Source organism: Corynebacterium zhongnanshanii (assembly GCF_014490575.1).
Classification (GTDB): Bacteria; Actinomycetota; Actinomycetes; order Mycobacteriales; family Mycobacteriaceae; genus Corynebacterium; species Corynebacterium zhongnanshanii.
In genome coordinates, this window is sequence record NZ_CP061033.1 from 969,998 (window position 1) to 986,618 (window position 16,621).

Annotated in this window: 14 protein-coding genes and 1 tRNA gene; 7 read left to right on the top strand and 8 right to left on the bottom strand. The window is 61.0% G+C overall.

What is annotated here, in order from left to right; genetic code table 11:
* Both mshC and IAU67_RS04345 read right to left on the bottom strand, forming a co-directional pair.
* The gene (mshC, locus tag IAU67_RS04340; RefSeq protein WP_151841509.1) at positions 1–1,305 is read right to left on the bottom strand and encodes a cysteine--1-D-myo-inosityl 2-amino-2-deoxy-alpha-D-glucopyranoside ligase; all 1,305 of its coding nucleotides are present in this window, start codon (positions 1,303–1,305) and stop codon (positions 1–3) included.
* 38 nt (positions 1,306–1,343) lie between these two features.
* On the bottom strand, positions 1,344–2,186 hold the full coding sequence (locus IAU67_RS04345) for an undecaprenyl-diphosphate phosphatase (protein ID WP_151841510.1): 843 nt from the start codon (positions 2,184–2,186) through the stop codon (positions 1,344–1,346).
* 66 nt (positions 2,187–2,252) lie between these two features.
* Here IAU67_RS04345 and IAU67_RS04350 point away from each other — a divergent pair, with 66 nt between their 5' ends.
* Entirely contained in the window at positions 2,253–3,452 is a 1,200-nt protein-coding gene (locus IAU67_RS04350; protein WP_151841511.1) for a hypothetical protein, read from the top strand.
* 97 nt (positions 3,453–3,549) lie between these two features.
* Positions 3,550–4,659: a quinone-dependent dihydroorotate dehydrogenase gene (locus IAU67_RS04355; RefSeq protein ID WP_151841512.1), complete on the top strand. Its 1,110-nt coding sequence runs from the start codon at positions 3,550–3,552 to the stop codon at positions 4,657–4,659.
* Here IAU67_RS04355 and IAU67_RS04360 read toward each other — a convergent pair.
* Positions 4,656–5,213 carry a YbhB/YbcL family Raf kinase inhibitor-like protein gene (locus IAU67_RS04360; protein ID WP_151841513.1) on the bottom strand — a complete coding sequence of 186 codons (558 nt, stop codon included), beginning with the start codon at positions 5,211–5,213 and terminating at the stop codon, positions 4,656–4,658. The two genes, IAU67_RS04355 and IAU67_RS04360, sit on opposite strands and share 4 nt — an antisense overlap.
* A 167-nt stretch (positions 5,214–5,380) precedes the next feature.
* Here IAU67_RS04360 and IAU67_RS04365 point away from each other — a divergent pair.
* The 3 genes from IAU67_RS04365 to IAU67_RS04375 all read left to right on the top strand — a co-directional run bounded on the left by IAU67_RS04365 (position 5,381) and on the right by IAU67_RS04375 (position 6,877).
* Positions 5,381–5,466, top strand: a tRNA-Leu gene (locus IAU67_RS04365).
* Positions 5,467–5,508: 42 nt separating this feature from the next.
* Entirely contained in the window at positions 5,509–6,222 is a 714-nt protein-coding gene (locus IAU67_RS04370; protein ID WP_151841514.1) for a TVP38/TMEM64 family protein, read from the top strand.
* Between the two features lie 10 nt (positions 6,223–6,232).
* The gene (locus IAU67_RS04375; RefSeq protein ID WP_151841515.1) at positions 6,233–6,877 is read left to right on the top strand and encodes a DNA-binding protein; all 645 of its coding nucleotides are present in this window, start codon (positions 6,233–6,235) and stop codon (positions 6,875–6,877) included.
* Here IAU67_RS04375 and IAU67_RS04380 read toward each other — a convergent pair.
* The 3 genes from IAU67_RS04380 to IAU67_RS04390 all read right to left on the bottom strand — a co-directional run bounded on the left by IAU67_RS04380 (position 6,871) and on the right by IAU67_RS04390 (position 9,421).
* Positions 6,871–7,998, bottom strand: coding sequence for an SPFH domain-containing protein (locus IAU67_RS04380; protein WP_151841516.1), 1,128 nt, complete (start codon positions 7,996–7,998; stop codon positions 6,871–6,873). The genes IAU67_RS04375 and IAU67_RS04380 overlap by 7 nt on opposite strands.
* A 36-nt stretch (positions 7,999–8,034) precedes the next feature.
* Complete coding sequence (locus IAU67_RS04385; RefSeq protein WP_151841517.1) at positions 8,035–8,475, bottom strand: NfeD family protein; 441 nt, start codon at positions 8,473–8,475, stop codon at positions 8,035–8,037.
* 100 nt (positions 8,476–8,575) lie between these two features.
* Positions 8,576–9,421, bottom strand: a complete 846-nt coding sequence (locus IAU67_RS04390; protein WP_151841518.1) for a DUF3097 domain-containing protein — start codon at positions 9,419–9,421, stop codon at positions 8,576–8,578.
* Between the two features lie 25 nt (positions 9,422–9,446).
* Here IAU67_RS04390 and IAU67_RS04395 point away from each other — a divergent pair, with 25 nt between their 5' ends.
* Positions 9,447–10,373, top strand: a complete 927-nt coding sequence (locus tag IAU67_RS04395; protein WP_483400392.1) for a hypothetical protein — start codon at positions 9,447–9,449, stop codon at positions 10,371–10,373.
* Positions 10,374–10,406: 33 nt separating this feature from the next.
* Here IAU67_RS04395 and IAU67_RS10040 read toward each other — a convergent pair whose 3' ends face one another.
* Positions 10,407–12,359, bottom strand: coding sequence for a DIP1281 family NlpC/P60 protein (locus tag IAU67_RS10040; RefSeq protein WP_280527185.1), 1,953 nt, complete (start codon positions 12,357–12,359; stop codon positions 10,407–10,409).
* Between the two features lie 474 nt (positions 12,360–12,833).
* A complete protein-coding gene (locus IAU67_RS04405; protein WP_151841520.1) occupies positions 12,834–13,412 on the bottom strand; it encodes an Rv1476 family membrane protein in 579 nt (192 codons plus the stop codon).
* Positions 13,413–13,708: 296 nt separating this feature from the next.
* Between IAU67_RS04405 and acnA the strand changes: the two genes are divergently transcribed.
* Positions 13,709–16,492 carry an aconitate hydratase AcnA gene (gene acnA, locus IAU67_RS04410; RefSeq protein ID WP_151841521.1) on the top strand — a complete coding sequence of 928 codons (2,784 nt, stop codon included), beginning with the start codon at positions 13,709–13,711 and terminating at the stop codon, positions 16,490–16,492.
* Positions 16,493–16,621: the final 129 nt, after the last annotated feature.

Consider the following 16,621-nt stretch of genomic DNA (forward strand, 5'->3'; position numbering starts at 1 on the left):
TTAGAGGCTGAGCCCCAGCAGGGCATTCAGTCCGGTGCGCACGGAGGTGGCGAGCTCAACCGCCTGCGCAGCCGACTCAGCGCGCTCGCCATGCTGGCCTGCGTCCTGAAGGCACAACTCAGCCCACTGATCGATCCGGTCCAAAGCGGCGGGGGTGTTCAGATCGTTGGACAGACACGCGCGGACATCGGCAATGAGCGACCGCGAATCAGCCAGAGCCTGCTCGCTCACCTCAGCCCCGCGCACGGCATCCACAGCGCCACGCCAACGAGCCAGGCGCTCTTCCGCGGCGGCCAAGATGGCGTCGGACCAATCACGATTATCACGATAGTGACCGGCAAACACCCCCAAGCGGATCGCGGACGGTTCGTGCCCCGCTTCGGTGAGCTTGTGGACAAAGACCAGGTTGCCGAGCGACTTGGACATCTTGGTGCCATCCAACGCGATCATGCCGGTGTGGACGTAGTGTCCCGCCATGCGCTCCTCGCCGGTGGCAGCCTCCGCATGAGCGGCGGAGAACTCGTGGTGTGGGAACCGGAGGTCGTTGCCGCCGCCCTGGATGGCAAAAGGCGTGCCCAGGCGCCGAGTGGCAATGGCGGAACACTCCACGTGCCAGCCCGGGCGGCCCGCACCAAAGGGAGCGTCCCACTGCGGCTCGCCCTCGCGATGAGCCCGCCACAACAACGCGTCCAAAGGATCCTTCTTCCCAGGGCGGTCTGGATCGCCTCCGCGCTCAGCGAAGAACTGCTCCATCGTGGCCTGGTCATAGCGGGACTCGTAGCCAAACTGCTGCGTGAAGTGACGGTCGGCGTAAATGTCCGGGTATTCATCCTCAGTGAGCTGGTAGGCGGCGCCGGCATCAAGGAGCTTCTGAGTCATCTCCACCACTTCATCGATGGACTCCATAGCGCCCACATAGTCTCGCGGCGGGATGACCTGCAGCGCTCCCATATCGGAACGGAACAGGTTGATCTGGTCGGTACCCAAGTCGCGCCAGTCCACACCGTCGCGCTCGGCGCGTTCAAACAGAGGGTCGTCCACATCGGTGATGTTCTGGACGTAATGAACGGAGTGACCTGCGGTGGTTAGGTATCGGTGGACCAGATCGAAGGCCAGATAGGTGGCAGCATGTCCCAAGTGGGTGGAATCGTAGGGCGTTATACCGCACACGTACATCCCCACCTCCCCGGAGTCCCCTCCCGAGACATCGACCGGTTTGACCGCGTCATCTGCAGTGTCATACAAACGCAGTTCTGGGGCTGGGTCGGGAAGTACAGGGACATCAGGAATTGGCCACGAATGCATGTGTCACATTCTACGGCAGCAACTTGTTGATGGGACAACTACAGGGGCTGGAGCACACCAAACGCCAGCAGTCCCATCACCAACAGACCCACGGGGATGCGCCAGACGGCAAACCACGCAAAGCTGTGATTAGCCACGAACTTCAGCAGCCATGCAATGGAGGCATACCCCACCACAAAAGCGATCGCGGTGCCTACCAGCAATTGCGCTCCGCTCGCGGACTGGCCGCCGGATGCGGGGCTGAAGGCGTCGGGCAAGGAGAAAATACCGGACGCCAACACGGCAGGAATCGCCAGCAGAAAGGAAAAACGCGTGGCAACCTCACGGTTGAGGCCCAAGAACAGACCCGCGGACACCGTGCCGCCGGAACGGGACACACCAGGGATCAGCGCCAGGCACTGGGCAAGGCCCATCCACACGGCATCCTTCATGGTTAGCTGCTCGAAGGAGCGCTTATGTGTTCCGATCTTTTCGGCCAGCATAAAGACAAAGGAAAACAGAATCAGCATCGCCGCGGTGATCCACAAATTGCGCAAGGAATCGCGGATCAAGTCCTTGCCCAAGTAGCCCAGCAGGCCAATAGGAATAGTGCCGACAATCACCATCCAGCCCATCCGATAATCAAAGCCTCTCTTCGAGGAATCGGTGAGGCCCAACAGCCACCCCTTGGCGATGGTGAAAATGTCTTTCGCGAAGTACACCAGCACGGCGGCCTCGGTGCCCAACTGGATCACGGCGGTGAACGACGCACCGGCGTCCGCACCCCAGAAGAGCTCGGAGACGATGCGCAGATGCCCCGACGAGCTCACAGGCAGGAACTCGGTCAGCCCCTGCACAATGGCAAGGACAATCGTCTGTGCCCACGAAAGTTCTGTTGTCATGAACACAGACCATACACCTAAAGACCCAACGCGGTAGCGCAGTGAAAGGCTGGTAGCCTTAATAAGGTGAAAAACCTGCTGCACACACCCACGCTGCGAAAGACCGCAACCCGTATGTCGGTGGCCGTTTTGGCGGTAGCTGGCCTGGGCTTAAGCTCCTGTGGTTCCAGCCTGCCGGGCCTGCCGGACGGAGATACTCAGGATCAGGGGGCGCCGAGCGTTGCCGATCTGCCGATGAAGGCAGTGGACTCTCCGCAGGCTCAATCGGACAGCGTTGCAGGTTCCGTTGCCCGGGGTGTGTTTGCAGACGCCGATGTGAAGGACGGCAACACTGCGAACTTCCGGTCGGCGGCGTTTGGACCTCTCGGTGACAACGCTCACGAGAGTTCCCAGAGCATCGGCGTGCTGGCTGGATCCTCCCTGCTGATCGCCTCCCCTGGCGACGCGAAGGCCCGCTCCGTATCCGTCCCCGATGACTGCACGGACATCGCCACCTCTGGCGCTGGTGTGGCCCTGGCCTGTGGCTCGAGCCTCATCGAGTACACGGCAGAGGGAAAGGAAGCGCGGAAGGTCGACACGAAGGGGACTGTGCGAAGCGGCACGTTCACCGCGGATGGCCTGGGCGCCTACAGCACCAGCGATAGCGACAAGGTCTATTTCTTTGACGCGGAGGGCAAGACCGTCGGCGATGACATTGTCTCCAAGGACCTGGATCGCAGCGTGCTGGTTCAGCCTCATGATGGCCCGCAACGCGTGGCCATGATCGACCGCACCCGCACCAGCATCAATGATGTTGCCCCCGCAGACAAGGCTTACAACGCAGCACTGCGCATCGGCCAGGGTGTGGGCCAGGTTGCTGCCAGCGCGTCCACCGATGGTGTGGTGGTGGCCAGCGATACCCGCCAAGACCAGTTGCTCATCTACACCATGAACGACGTGGTCCGCCTGCATCAGTCCACCCCCACCGGGCATTCGCCCTTCGCGGTGACCTGGGATAGCCAACGGAACCTGGCTTGGGTGTCCACCACCGCGGATAACACGCTGACCGCTTTTGACATCACCACGGGAGTTCCCGTCGCTGTGGCTGACATGGCGACCCTCGCGAACATCGCGGCGGTCTACCCCACCGGTGATCACGGTCTGATGCTGCTGTCGAAGAATGGCGACGTGCAGACCATTGAGGCCTCCGCGATCGACACCGCGGTGAAGAAGAACGCCGACAAGCCATCCACCCAGTACCCCGTGAAGAAGATCGCGGGCGAATAACCGGCGGCTATGCGGAGACGAAAGCGCCGGACTAGCTGCGCCGGAGTGAACGCCCTCGGTGTGGCTGTCACCTACGAAGTGTAAGGAAAACAACACCATGGCATTGCGAGATATTCGAGGAAAAATCTACGACGTGGCAGTGAAGGATGTGATGTTTCGGGTCGCGCCTGAGCGTATCCACGGGGCGATGTCCGTTGCTCTGAAAACCTTCGCTGCTCTTCCGGCTGCACACAAGCTGTTGGACAGGGCGATGGTTGTCCACGACCCCGTGCTGTCCCAGACCGTGGCGGGCATCGACTTTCCGCGCCCCTTGGGACTTGCGGCTGGTTTCGATAAGAATGCCGAGGAGGTCGACGCCTGGGGTCCCATCGGATTCGGCTTTGCAGAAGTGGGAACGGTGACCTCGGTGGAACAGCCGGGCAACCCCACCCCGCGACTGTTCCGTCTGCCGGAAGACCGTGCGTTGCTGAACCGCATGGGCTTCAACAACGACGGTGCGGAAGCAGCTGCGCGCCGCTTGGCCCGGAGGTCAACCAACATCCCCATTGGTGTGAACATGGGCAAGACGAAGCGCTGCGAGCCGGAGCAGGCTCCAGGTGATTACCGCGCATCCACCGCGTTCGTGGCCGATGTGGCGGACTACCTGGTGATTAACGTCTCCTCCCCCAACACGCCTGGTCTGCGCGACCTGCAGGCGGTGGAGTCCTTGAAGCCGATCATCGCGGCTGTTCAAGAGACCAGCGATAAACCCTTGTTCGTGAAGATTGCCCCTGATCTGTCGAATGAAGATATCGACGCCGTGACGGACCTCGCCCTGGAGACCGGCATTGCCGGGCTGATCGCCACGAACACCACGATCAGTCGCGAGGGCTTGGCCACCGACGGCACGTATGTTCGTTCGCTGGGTGCTGGCGGAGTCTCGGGCGCGCCAGTCGCTGCCCGAGCCCAGGAAGTGCTGGAACGGATCTACGCCCGCGCTGGTAGCCGCCTGATCCTCATTGGTGTGGGAGGAATCGAGACTCCTCGCCAGGCCTGGGAGCGCATCGCTGCTGGCGCTACCCTGCTGCAGGGCTACACGCCGTTCATTTATGGTGGCCCGGATTGGATCCGGGACATTCACCTCGGCTTGGCGCAGCAGGTGCGAGCCCACGGATTCAGCAACATCTCCGAAGCCGTGGGTTGCGGCCTGCCGTGGCGTGAGGTTTAGTTCTCAGCCCATCCCCACAGGATGCCGCGGGCCACAGCCTTGAACTGTAGGTTGAAGCCCAGGACTGTGGGGGTGTTGCGGTCCCCGATCTCGAGCTTCTCGCCTACGGCATGGACGGCAAAGAGGTAGCGGTGTGGGCCGTGTCCCTCTGGTGGCTGTGGGCCGTAGTAGGCGTAGGAGCGGCTATCGCCGCGCAGTGCAACGGCACCATCGGGAAGGCCGGAGAGATCCCCGGAACCTGCGCCGAGGTCCAGCGAGGTGACATCAGCAGGGATGTTAAAGACAGCCCAGTGCCAGAATCCGCTGGCGGTGGGCGCGTCTGGGTCGAAGCAAGTTACGGCATAGGACTCGGTTCCCTCTGGTCCTGGGGTCCAGGACAGCTGCGGGGAAATGTCGTTTCCACCCAGCTGATCCTCGGGGATGCGGTCACCATCGGCAAAGGTCTCGCTGGTAACGGTCAGCTGAGGAAGGTCCGCCAGTGGTGCATAAGGATCTGGCCCTGGGAAACGATCGTCAATGTAGGTTGGCTGGTGAAGGCGTTCGTTGGAAGGCATGCCCCTCATCTTAGTGAAAGTCACTACCTAAAGCCGAGGAAAATCACCTGAGAATTCCCTGAGAGTATATCTATAACGATTGTGTTGAGCTGTGCATTTGTTTTCTCAGTGCCACTGGTACTAAAGTAATCCGCGTTGCCTTCACAACTGTGAAGAGCTTCACCCAGGTCCGGGTGGCGGAATGGCAGACGCGCTAGCTTGAGGTGCTAGTGTCCTACTAATGGACGTGGGGGTTCAAGTCCCCCTCCGGACACACTTCTTTCCCTCCGTGATCAGCTTTGGGGGTTCACAGCTTATGGATCAGCAGAGGGAAACCCACACACAAGACACGGGGCGTCCTCACTTTTTCCGCAAGTATCGGAAGATTTTCCTCGCCATTGTCCTGTTGCTCGCCCTGCTGGCGCTCATGCGCTTCGCGCCACTCCCTGATCCCGAAGACATCAGAAACCGGGTCCAAGCCGCAGGAACCTGGGCTCCAGTGGTGTTCATCGTGCTCATGGTGTTTTTCACGCAATTCCCCCTGCCCCGCACCGTGTGGACGATTGCTGCCGGCCTGCTCTTCGGGGCCGTTCTGGGCAGCGTTGTGGCGCTGATTGGCCTGTCGCTGTCTGCCATGATCTCGCTGACCTTAGTCCGACGCCTCGGCCGACGTTGGGTCGAAAAGAAAACTCAGGGAGACAACCGCCTGCACCTTCTCCAGGGCATCGTGGCTGAGCGTGGATGGATCGCGGTCCTGGGTATGCGGATGGTCCCGGCCATCCCTTTTTCCATCCTCAACTACTCCTGCGGGTTGGCGATGATGCCCATGGCTGGCTTCCTCTTCTCCACGGTGGTGGGGTCGGCGCCAAACACCATTGCCACGGTGATGGCAGCGGACGCCCTGGCGTCGGGTTCCAGTCCATGGATCCTGGCCTTGAGCTTCGTGGTTGTAGTCAGTGGATTTGCCTTGTCTGCCCGAGAGCTGCTGAACTGGCGTGCCCAACTCAAACAACACGACACGTCGGTGTAACTTAAGGGGTATGTTCGCAATCCATGCATCGTACCGAGGTCGCTCTCGTCGACGGGCTGCCTATGTACGCGACATTGTTCACGCACTCTCCCAATCCGCCGCAGTCCTGTCCGTGGACGCCATCGGCGTGGAAGATTTTGTCTGCCTGTCGGACAATGCAGAACACACCGGCGGCCTGGTGCTCAGCCTGCTTCAGGCGGGAGACTTCGCCATCGGCATCGGCGTGATTGCCGGAGCCGAGTCTCAGCTCAACGAATACTACGACTCTGTTGAGGAGATCCACCAGCACCTGAAGGACGCGGCCCAGCGGACAATCCAACCCAGCCTCAAGGCAACGCACGTGGCCGTGCGGGTCGAGATGCCAGGCCCCGGTGCGGTGGTCGCCCCGGGATATGCCTCCGAGGTGGCCGACGACGTGGTGTCCGCCTTTACACTCCTCGCCCACGTGCTGGCCCGTCGCACCAAAGAAGGCCGCGAGGCCACTGCCCTGTTGCGATCGGGTCTGAGCCAGAGTGAGGCCGCGGCCGAAGTGGGAATATCAAAGCAGGCTATGAGCCAGCGCTTAGCCGCAGCCGGATGGCAGGCCGAGCAAGCGGGATGGAACCTCGCCATCCACATGCTCGCCCGCGTGGAGCAGCTGCAGTCCCCCTACTGACCGAGGGAGTTCGTAGGTGCGGCCTGGTCCACGGTCTTCGCGGCCTCGGCATTGGCCTGAGCCACTGCCTCGGCGATCTCCTCCGTAGCGCTGGACTGCAACCAGTGCTCCTCCTCGTCCTCCGTCGCCAGCTTCTTCGTCTCCTCGTCCACCGGAGCGGGCTCGAAACGGAACACACCATCGGAATCTGCGGAGCCCATGGAACGGGCGAACTGCTGCAGAGAATCCCCAAACTGTGTAGGAATCATCCACGTCTTATTAGCGTCACCCTTGGCCAACTCAGGCAGCGTCTCTAAGTACTGGTAGGCCAGAACCTCCGGCGTGATCTGCGAGGAGCGGATCGCGGCGCTGACCTTCATGATCGCCTTGGCCTTACCCTGGGCCTCAATGTAGGCGGCAGCACGGGAACCCTCAGCGCGCAGGATCTCCGCCTGGCGCTCAGCCTCGGCAGCCAAGATCCGCGCGTGTTTTTCACCCTCGGCAGACAAAATCTTGGACTGCTTCTCACCCTCGGCGGTGCGGATATCGGACTCACGCTGACCCTCAGCGGTCAGAATCATGGCACGCTTCTCACGCTCCGCGCGCATCTGCAGCTCCATGGACTTCTGGATGCTCGGTGGCGGATCAATCGCCTTGAGCTCCACGCGCGCGATGCGCAGGCCCCAGTTGGTGGTTGCGGTGTCCAACTCTCCACGAAGCCGCTGGTTGATGGTCTCACGGGACGTGAGGGTATCCTCCAGCATCATTCCACCCACCACGTCACGCAACGTGGCGGTAGAGACCTGCTCCACGCCCACCAGGTAATCGTTTACGCCGTAGATGGCCGCGGCGGCGTCGTTAATTTGGAACGTCACAACGGTATCAATCGCAACGGTCAGGTTATCTTTGGTGATCACGGCCTGCGGCGGGAAACTCACCACCTGCTCGCGGATGTCCACCTTGGCGCGGATGCGGTCGATGAAGGGGACAAGGAGGGTGAGCCCTCCAGATACGGTGTGGGTGTACTTGCCGAGACGCTCGATGACCGCTGCCTCGCCCTGAGGAATCAGGGCGATGGATTTCAGCATGATCACAATAATGAGCGCGACGACGATACCCGTGACAATGAGTGATGGTGACATTTGTCTACTCTCTTCGCTGGTAGTGGGCTTAGCGTGCTAGATGCCTTTCCAGACGATCGCGGTATTCCCGCGGATCTCAAGAACCTGCACCACGTCTCCCTGCTCTAAATCTTCGCCGGCGTGTGCGGCCTGGGCGGTCCAGAAATTGCCGTCGATGGAGACCATCCCGGAGGATCCGGATGCCGCAGAGATCGCTTCCACCACGGTGGCGGTTTTGCCCTCCAGCTCTTTGGTGCTGAAGCGCTCAGAGCCGGAATCGGTGTGAAAGCGTTTCTTCAACAGAGGTCGAATTGCCAGCAACGTCACCAGGGAGGAGACAGCAAAGGTGACGATTTCCACCCACAGCGGCACGTCCGCGAGTGCCACGCCGGACACGGCGAGCGCGGACAATGCCAGCATCAGGAGGGAAAAATCCATCGTGAGCATTTCGGCAACAGCGAACACTACAGCGACGATTAACCAAACAATTGGACCCATAGCTCTACCTTATCTGTTGGCAGCATTTTGTGCAGAGAACAATTCCACGCAAGGAATTGTCCAGCGGTCTAATAGTCCAGTGTCCTAATCGTCCAGCCACCTAATAACCCTGCGGCTCGGTCACAAAATCAATCAACCGTTCCACCGCGCAGATCAGCGAGGAATCGAGATCGCGGAAACTGTGCACGGAACGGTACACCCGCGCCCAGCCCTCGCGCGGAGTCCCCCACCCCAGTCGCTCGCACACTCCTGTCTTCCAATCCTCCCCGCGCGGCACCTGTGGCCAGGCTGTGATCCCCACGCTGGAGGGCTTCACCGCTTCCCAGATGTCAATGTACGGATGGCCGGTGACCATGACGTGCGGTCCAAGGCCCCGGGCGACCTGGGATTCCTTGGTTCCTTCAATGAGGTGGTCGGCCAGCACGCCCACGCGTCGGTCGGCGGTAGGTCCGAACTCCCGCAGCATCTCCGGCAAGTTGTCCAGCCCCTCGATGAACTCGACCACCACTCCCTCGACCCGCAGGTCATGGCCCCACACCTGCTCCACGATGGCGGCGTCGTGCAGTCCCTCCACCCAGATGCGCGAAGGGGCAGCAACCTTGGCCTGAACCCCCTGCACCTTCCGGGAGCCGGAGTTGGACATGCGCTGCTGCGGCGGGAGGAGCGTGGGGTCGATGTAGCGCGTCAGCGTGACTTGCTGCCCCTCCAGCAGGAACGCTCCCTCGCGGAGTTTAAACAGGCGGGTGGCGCCGTAACGATCCTCGAGGCGAATGAAATCCCCCTCCGCAGTTCGTTCCCCGCCGACGATAGCGCCCACGAAATCATCCGCGATGACCTCGACAACCATGTCCTTTTCCGCAGGGATCTGGGGATAGGTCTTCCGTGCTTGGCGGGCATGACCCTTGAGAATATCGCCGCCATAGGGATCGTGGTGATTGAAGCTCATGGGCAACAAGCTTAGGCTAATGCGGGTGACATACATCGAATCTCCCAACACTTTGTATCGACAGCTGTGGTCGCCTGTGCAAAATACTGCCCTGTGGTTGGGCTGGTGGTTGCATGACGTGATCGGTGCGGATTATGTGATCGATGCGTTTCATGCGGTGCAGGGCTCGAGGCATCGGGTCGTGTTCGCCGATGAGGTGGCGGCGATCGCCCCGGAGATCCTTCCGGAGGCGCCGGTCGCGGGGTTGGTGGGTCTGATGGCCAAGGCCCGCGAGGTGACCGAGGAGGCGCCGATGGGGCTGGAGGATCGCCCGTTGGTGTCTTTGTTGTTGGCTGGCCCTGGCGATGTTCCCCTGTTGCCCGCGGGGACGGGCGCTGCCGATCATGTGATGCGGGTGGGATCTGGGATTGTTTTATCCGACGCCCAGCCTGCTCGGTGCCACGTCCTCGTCCCAGATGTGGGTGTGGTGTCGGGTGAGTCTCCGAGGCAGGACCACGCTCCAGGTCTCGTTTCTGGCGGGGGTTTCGAGGGCTTTCCCGAGGAGGTTTTGTGGACGTGGTACGTGGTGGATCAGCCCGTGCCTCCGCTGCCCGTGTACAGTCCGGGAGAGGCCGATGAGATGCTGCGCCACGCGGTGGAGAACTCCACCCGGATGGTGGAATCTTCGGGCCACAGCCCGGGGCTTGTGTCCTTCCGCGGTGGCGCGCAGGGCGTTCGCTTGGCGGTGGGAAGCCTGGCCGATGCCTTTGGTCTGCCTGGTGTCCCACCGGGGGTTCCCACGCGGAGCCAGCGCCTGATGGCGAGGGCGGACACAGTGGCGGCGATTATTGACCTGAGCACACGATCGGCAGGAGGCGCGGATCTGGATCCGCACCTCCTGCCGATGATGAAAGCTGTCCGTGTGGCGCGGATGGTCGCCGTGGACTATGCCCTGCGGGAGCTGGTGCGCTAGCAGCCTTCAGCGCGAGGTGCCCGCGCTAGCGCGTCACTCGATCAAGCGCACGGCCATGGGCTGGATCCCGCTCCAGCGGACGTTGGACACCTGCACCGTGGAGCCGGACTGTGGTGCCTCGATCATCTGTCCGTTACCGAGGTAGAGCGCCACGTGCTGGCTGCCGCCTGGTCCCCAGAAGAGCATGTCTCCACGCTTTGCCTCAGAGACCGGCACCTGCCGACCGGCGGTGTATTGGTATCCGGAGTAGTGGGACAGCTGGATGCCCACGGCTGCGAAGGCGTACATCATGAGGCCGGAGCAGTCGAAGCCTACCTTGGCGTAGTCGCCGTGGGCGTCTGCTACTCCACCGTCGCGGATGCCGAGTGTTGGGCCGTTCGGTCCGCCGCCACCCCAGGCGTAGCTCACGCCCAGCTGGGAGTTGGCGCGTGCGATGACGCGTTCGATCTTTGCTGCGGCATCCCCGGAGGTGTCCACGCTGGAGTCAGCGGGCTTGGTGCTCTGAGTGGTCGCGGTTCCGTTGGTGCCGGTGGTGCCCGTAGCGCCGGTGGTAGTGGAGTCCGAGTCCGTGGTTCCAGTGGTACCCGTGGTCGAGTCCATGGTGTCGGTCGTGCCACCGGTGGTCGAATCCGTCGTTCCCGTGGTTGCGGTTGCCGTAGCGCTGTCCGTGGTGGTCGTCGTAGTACCGCCACCAGTGGTGGTGGCGTTGGCTTGGTTCGCCATGGCTGCGTCGTACTGCTCACCGGCGACCCGGCGGCCTTCCTTGATGGCTGCCTGGGCGGCGGTCTTCTCATCACCCTTACCGGCGTAGGCTGTGAAGCCTGCCAGCACAGCGGCCTCGCCCGCCTTCACCAGGCCGTTAATAGCCTGTTGGCGCTGCGAGTCACCGGAGGAGGAGCCTTCAAACGTGGTTTGGATTCCGGATACATCAGGAATTTTGACGGATGACGTGGCCTTCTTCTTTTTCCCGCCCTTGGCGGTACCCGCCCAGGGGGTGACATCGGCGGAGTTGGAGTCCATGTCGCTGTCAGCGTCGGACGCGTCGCCCTCAACCGCCTGAGAATCCTCCGCGGCTTGGGTGTCTTCTGCGGCCTGAGTCTCCTCAGTCTGAGCCTCTGCCTCGTCCTCATCCTTGGCTGCGTCGATAGCGCTGATGTCGTTATCGGCCTTGCTGACCGCTTCCTCGGCGGCGCGGCGCTTATCAAAGCTCGACGCCTCTGGGTTGGAGTTAGCCAAGGTATCGACAGCGCTGCGCGCAGCGCGGAGACGAGCCTCTGCCTTCTCGCGGTCAACCTTCAGCTGCTGATAGCGCTGCTGAAGTTCGGCCAAGGTGTTCATGGACTGCTGAAGAGCTTCGTTCGCCTGGTTGTATGCATCGACTGCGGAGGACAAGGCACTGTCCGCAGTGGATCGGGATGCACGCAACGTGGATTCTTCGTTGGCGGTTTGGGTACGAGCAAGGTCGAGGCGATCAACCTCGGACTGCTGCTTCTCCGTGGCCAACTTGATAAACGAGCTGCGATCAAGAGTGTCAGCAACGGCATCGGAACCGCCAGCGGCCAGGTTCACCGCCAGGGCGTCGCCGCCCTGTGCGTAGGCGGATCGAGCGATCTCGTCCAGCTTGCTCTGGGCATCCGTGACGTCCTTGTCACTCTTGTCCAGGCGTTCGCGAGCTGAGTTCACCGCGTCCTGGGCCTTCTGGGCCTCATCCTGCGCCTGAGCGAGGTCAACGCGGGCCTTGTTACTGGACTCGCGCAGTCCCCCGATCTTTCCTTCAAGTTCAGACACTTGACTCTCAGCGTCGGTTACCTGACCAACAAGGTCGGCGAGGTAAGACTCGACGGATGCCTGATCGTCTGCCAGGGCGGTAGGGAACGTAGTCGCATGGAAGGTGACGCCTGCGGTTGCAGTGAACGCCAAGAGTGCGCGACTGCTCCGCCCGATCTTTGCGGTAGTCGCGCGGCGTTGGATCTGCCGTGTGCTCACGTAAAACTCCTGTAGAACTCTTCGTGTGACGCACTGATGAGGTGGTGCCGCCGTACCGCATGTGGCACGCGCGTCTCCCCGGTCCGGCTAATCGCACTTCCCCATGCGGCTAGTACCGGTCCCGAAAGAGACTCTTGCGCTCTTCACGGTGTGGCATGCGATTCCTCATGTGAATCACAGTGGGTCAAATCCGTAACTCAGACTGACAGCAAGAACCCTAGGACACTCTGGTCAATCCTGTGAACTCTTTTCCCGCTTACACCATGCTTCACATTAGTCACATGAGTCGCGACTGCTGACTTGACCAGGGCGTTACCAGATCGTTATATAAGAATTGTGATACTCGTCACATTTTAGAAAGTGGCGGCGTGGTGTGTTGCGAAACCCTCAAGTAGCCCCATAACTCTCAATGGAAAAATGAGACCCGTCAAGCCTGTGTGCTTGACGGGAAAGATAGTTATTTTTGCTGCGGAATTACCGGCGATGACGGGATATCTCTGATCGCTTCTTTACGTGCGGGAAAGTGATGAGCACGGCCCAGGTAGAAATCAGAACTGTGACGATCACTGCAGTCAAGGTTAGGGAATTGACGGCAAGGGTTGATTCAGGCTCTGCGATGGCATGAAGGTAGCTCTCGATAGATTCGGCTGACTGTTCGCCTGAGAGCTTCGGCAGGTTCTTCTCAATCCGAGCTCGCGAAATGGAGGTAGACACTGTGTCGTTATGGCGGCCAGCTTGGGTATCCACCACCACGGTGTCCGCATCCGTGTTGTCCAGTAGTGCCTGCCCGATATCGCGTGCGAATTGTCCGTTCTGCTCACTCCGGCTCACCACAACCACCTTGACTACCCCAAGGGCTTCCTTCATTGCGGGATCTGCCAGCGTTGAATCAATAGATGCCTGAATATTGTCGGACAGCGTTGTGACGGAGGCTTCGGCGTCGGGTCCAAAAAGATCGGAGGAGACATAGACGTCACCGGTGCGCAGGACGTTGGCTATCGCGGGGAGGTCAACGGTTCCCAAAGACCCAAAAGACGTGGCGTCTAAGGACATCTATAGCTCCAAAAATAGAAGTAATTCACTGGTGTGCAGCGACGGGCTACCCAGGTTTTTACCAGCCTCACTAGTTTAGGGGGGTTCGTGACACGCTGGTAGCCCACCAATTCGGCAGCATAACGACCGTACTGTTAAACTCTGAGTCGACGTCGCGCGACGACTTCTGCCTACACTGTAGTAGTTGGCACCCGCGCCCAACGTCCTTGACGAACTCGGACCACAAAGCACCGATACCCTCGATGCTTTCGCGGTGGCGACACGAACGACTAAGAGAAGAGACTCAGGAGCTACCTATGACTGAAAGCGTTAACTCCTTTGATGCCAAGGGCCCACTAGAGGTTGGCGAGAAGACCTACGACATCTTCCGCCTGTCCGCAGTGCCCGGCATGGAGAAGCTGCCATACTCCCTGAAGGTTCTGGGCGAGAACCTGCTGCGCAACGAGGATGGCAAGAACATCACTCGCGAGCACATCGAAGCAATCGCCAACTGGGATCCAACCGCTGAGCCAAGCATCGAGATCCAGTTCACCCCTGCACGCGTAATCATGCAGGACTTCACCGGTGTTGCTTGTATCGTCGACCTCGCCACCATCCGCGACGCAGTGGTCGCGCTCGGCGGCGACGCAGACCAGGTCAACCCGCTGAACCCAGCAGAGATGGTGATCGACCACTCCGTGATCATCGAGAACTTCGGTGACTCTGAGGCCTTCGAGAAGAACGTTGCCATCGAGTACCAGCGCAACGACGAGCGCTACAAGTTCCTGCGTTGGGGCACCGGCGCCTTCGAGAACTTCCGCGTTGTTCCTCCAGGAACCGGTATCGTCCACCAGGTCAATATCGAGTACCTGGCACGCTCCGTTTTCGACAACAACGGCGTGGCATACCCAGACACCTGTGTGGGTACCGACTCCCACACCACCATGGAAAACGGCCTGGGCATCCTGGGCTGGGGTGTTGGTGGCATCGAGGCCGAGGCAGCAATGCTGGGCCAGCCAATCTCCATGCTCATCCCTCGCGTTGTTGGCTTCAAGCTGACCGGCGAGATCCAGACCGGTGTGACCTCCACCGACGTCGTTCTGACCATCACCGACATGCTGCGTCAGCACGGCGTGGTCGGCAAGTTCGTTGAGTTCTACGGCAAGGGTGTCGCCGAACTGCCACTGGCTAACCGCGCAACCATCGGTAACATGTCCCCAGAGTTCGGCTCCACCGCCGCCATGTTCCCGATCGACGAAGAGACCATCAAGTACCTTGAGCTGACCGGCCGCGACCAGGAGACCCTGGACCGCGTTGAGGCCTACGCCAAGGAGCAGGGCATGTGGCTGGACCCAGAGGCCGAGGTCGAGTACTCCGAGTACCTCGAGCTGGACCTGTCCACAGTCGTTCCATCCATCGCTGGTCCAAAGCGCCCACAGGACCGTATCGAACTGTCCGACGCCAAGGCTCAGTTCCGCAAAGACCTCCACAACTACATCGACGTTGTGGACACCGAGGCTGCCACCGACATGGACTCCGAAGGTGGCGTGGAGCAGACCCCAGCATCCGCAGCGGACGCTAAGGGCAACCTGCCATCCGCAGCACGCGGTGCAGACGGCCGCCCATCCAACCCAACCGTTGTGAACTACAACGGCGAGGACATCGAGCTGGACCACGGTATGGTTGCCATCGCATCCATCACCTCCTGCACCAACACCTCCAACCCATCCGTGATGATCGGTGCAGGTCTGCTGGCACGCAACGCTGCTGCCAAGGGCCTGAAGTCCGCTCCATGGGTGAAGACCTCCATGGCCCCTGGCTCCCAGGTTGTCAACGGCTACTACGAGGCTTCCGGTCTGTGGAAGGACCTCGAGGCTATGGGCTTCTACCTGGTCGGCTACGGCTGCACCACCTGCATCGGTAACTCCGGCCCGCTGCCAGAGGAGATCTCCGCAGGCATCAACGAGGGCGACCTGGCTGCCACCGCTGTGCTGTCCGGTAACCGTAACTTCGAAGGCCGCATCAACCCAGACGTCAAGATGAACTACCTGGCGTCCCCAATCCTGGTTATTGCCTACGCAATCGCCGGAACGATGGACTTCGACTTCGAGACCCAGCCACTGGGTCAGGACCAGGACGGCAACGACGTCTTCCTGCGCGACATCTGGCCAACCACCCAGGAGATCGAGGAGACCATCGCCTCCTCCATCACCAAGGAGCTGTACACCGCCGACTACGCGGACGTCTTCAAGGGCGACGAGCGCTGGCAGGGTCTGGAGACCCCAACCGGCAAGACCTTCGCCTGGGACGAGAAGTCCACCTACATCCGCAAGGCTCCATACTTCGATGGCATGAGCAAGGAGCCAGAACCAGTCAACGACATCGCTGGCGCACGCGTTCTGGCACTGCTGGGCGACTCGGTCACCACCGACCACATCTCCCCTGCTTCCACCATCAAGCCAGGAACCCCTGCGGCACAGTACCTGGACGCCAACGGCGTGGAGCGCAAGGACTACAACTCCTTGGGTGCTCGCCGTGGTAACCACGAGGTCATGGTGCGCGGTACCTTCGCGAACATCCGCCTGCAGAACCAGCTGCTGGACGGCATCTCCGGTGGTTACACCCGCGACTTCACCCAGGAAGGCGGCCCACAGGCCTACATCTACGACGCTGCACAGAACTACGCAGCGCAGAACACCCCACTGGTTGTTCTGGGTGGTAAGGAGTACGGAACCGGTTCTTCCCGTGACTGGGCTGCGAAGGGTACCCTGCTGCTCGGCGTGAAGGCTGTTATCGCAGAGTCCTTCGAGCGTATCCACCGCTCCAACCTGATCGGTATGGGCGTTGTTCCACTGCAGTTCCCTGCTGGCGAGTCCTGGAAGTCCCTGGGCATCGACGGCACCGAGACCTTTGACATCAAGGGCATCGAGGAGCTGAACAACGGAACCACTCCAAAGACCGTGAAGGTTATCGCAACCAAGGAGTCCGGCGAGACCGTTGAGTTCGATGCAGTCACCCGCATCGACACCCCTGGTGAGGCTGACTACTACCGCAACGGCGGCATCCTGCAGTTCGTGCTGCGCAACATGATGGCTCAGTAGTCATCCACCAGCGCTCACGGAGCTCACAGGATGAGGCTTCCCCGCTCTAAGGGAAGCCACCACGATGAAGGCGGCGCGCGTTGAGACGATTTCTCAACCCCGCCGCCTTTGTTGCACCATCCTGCGACT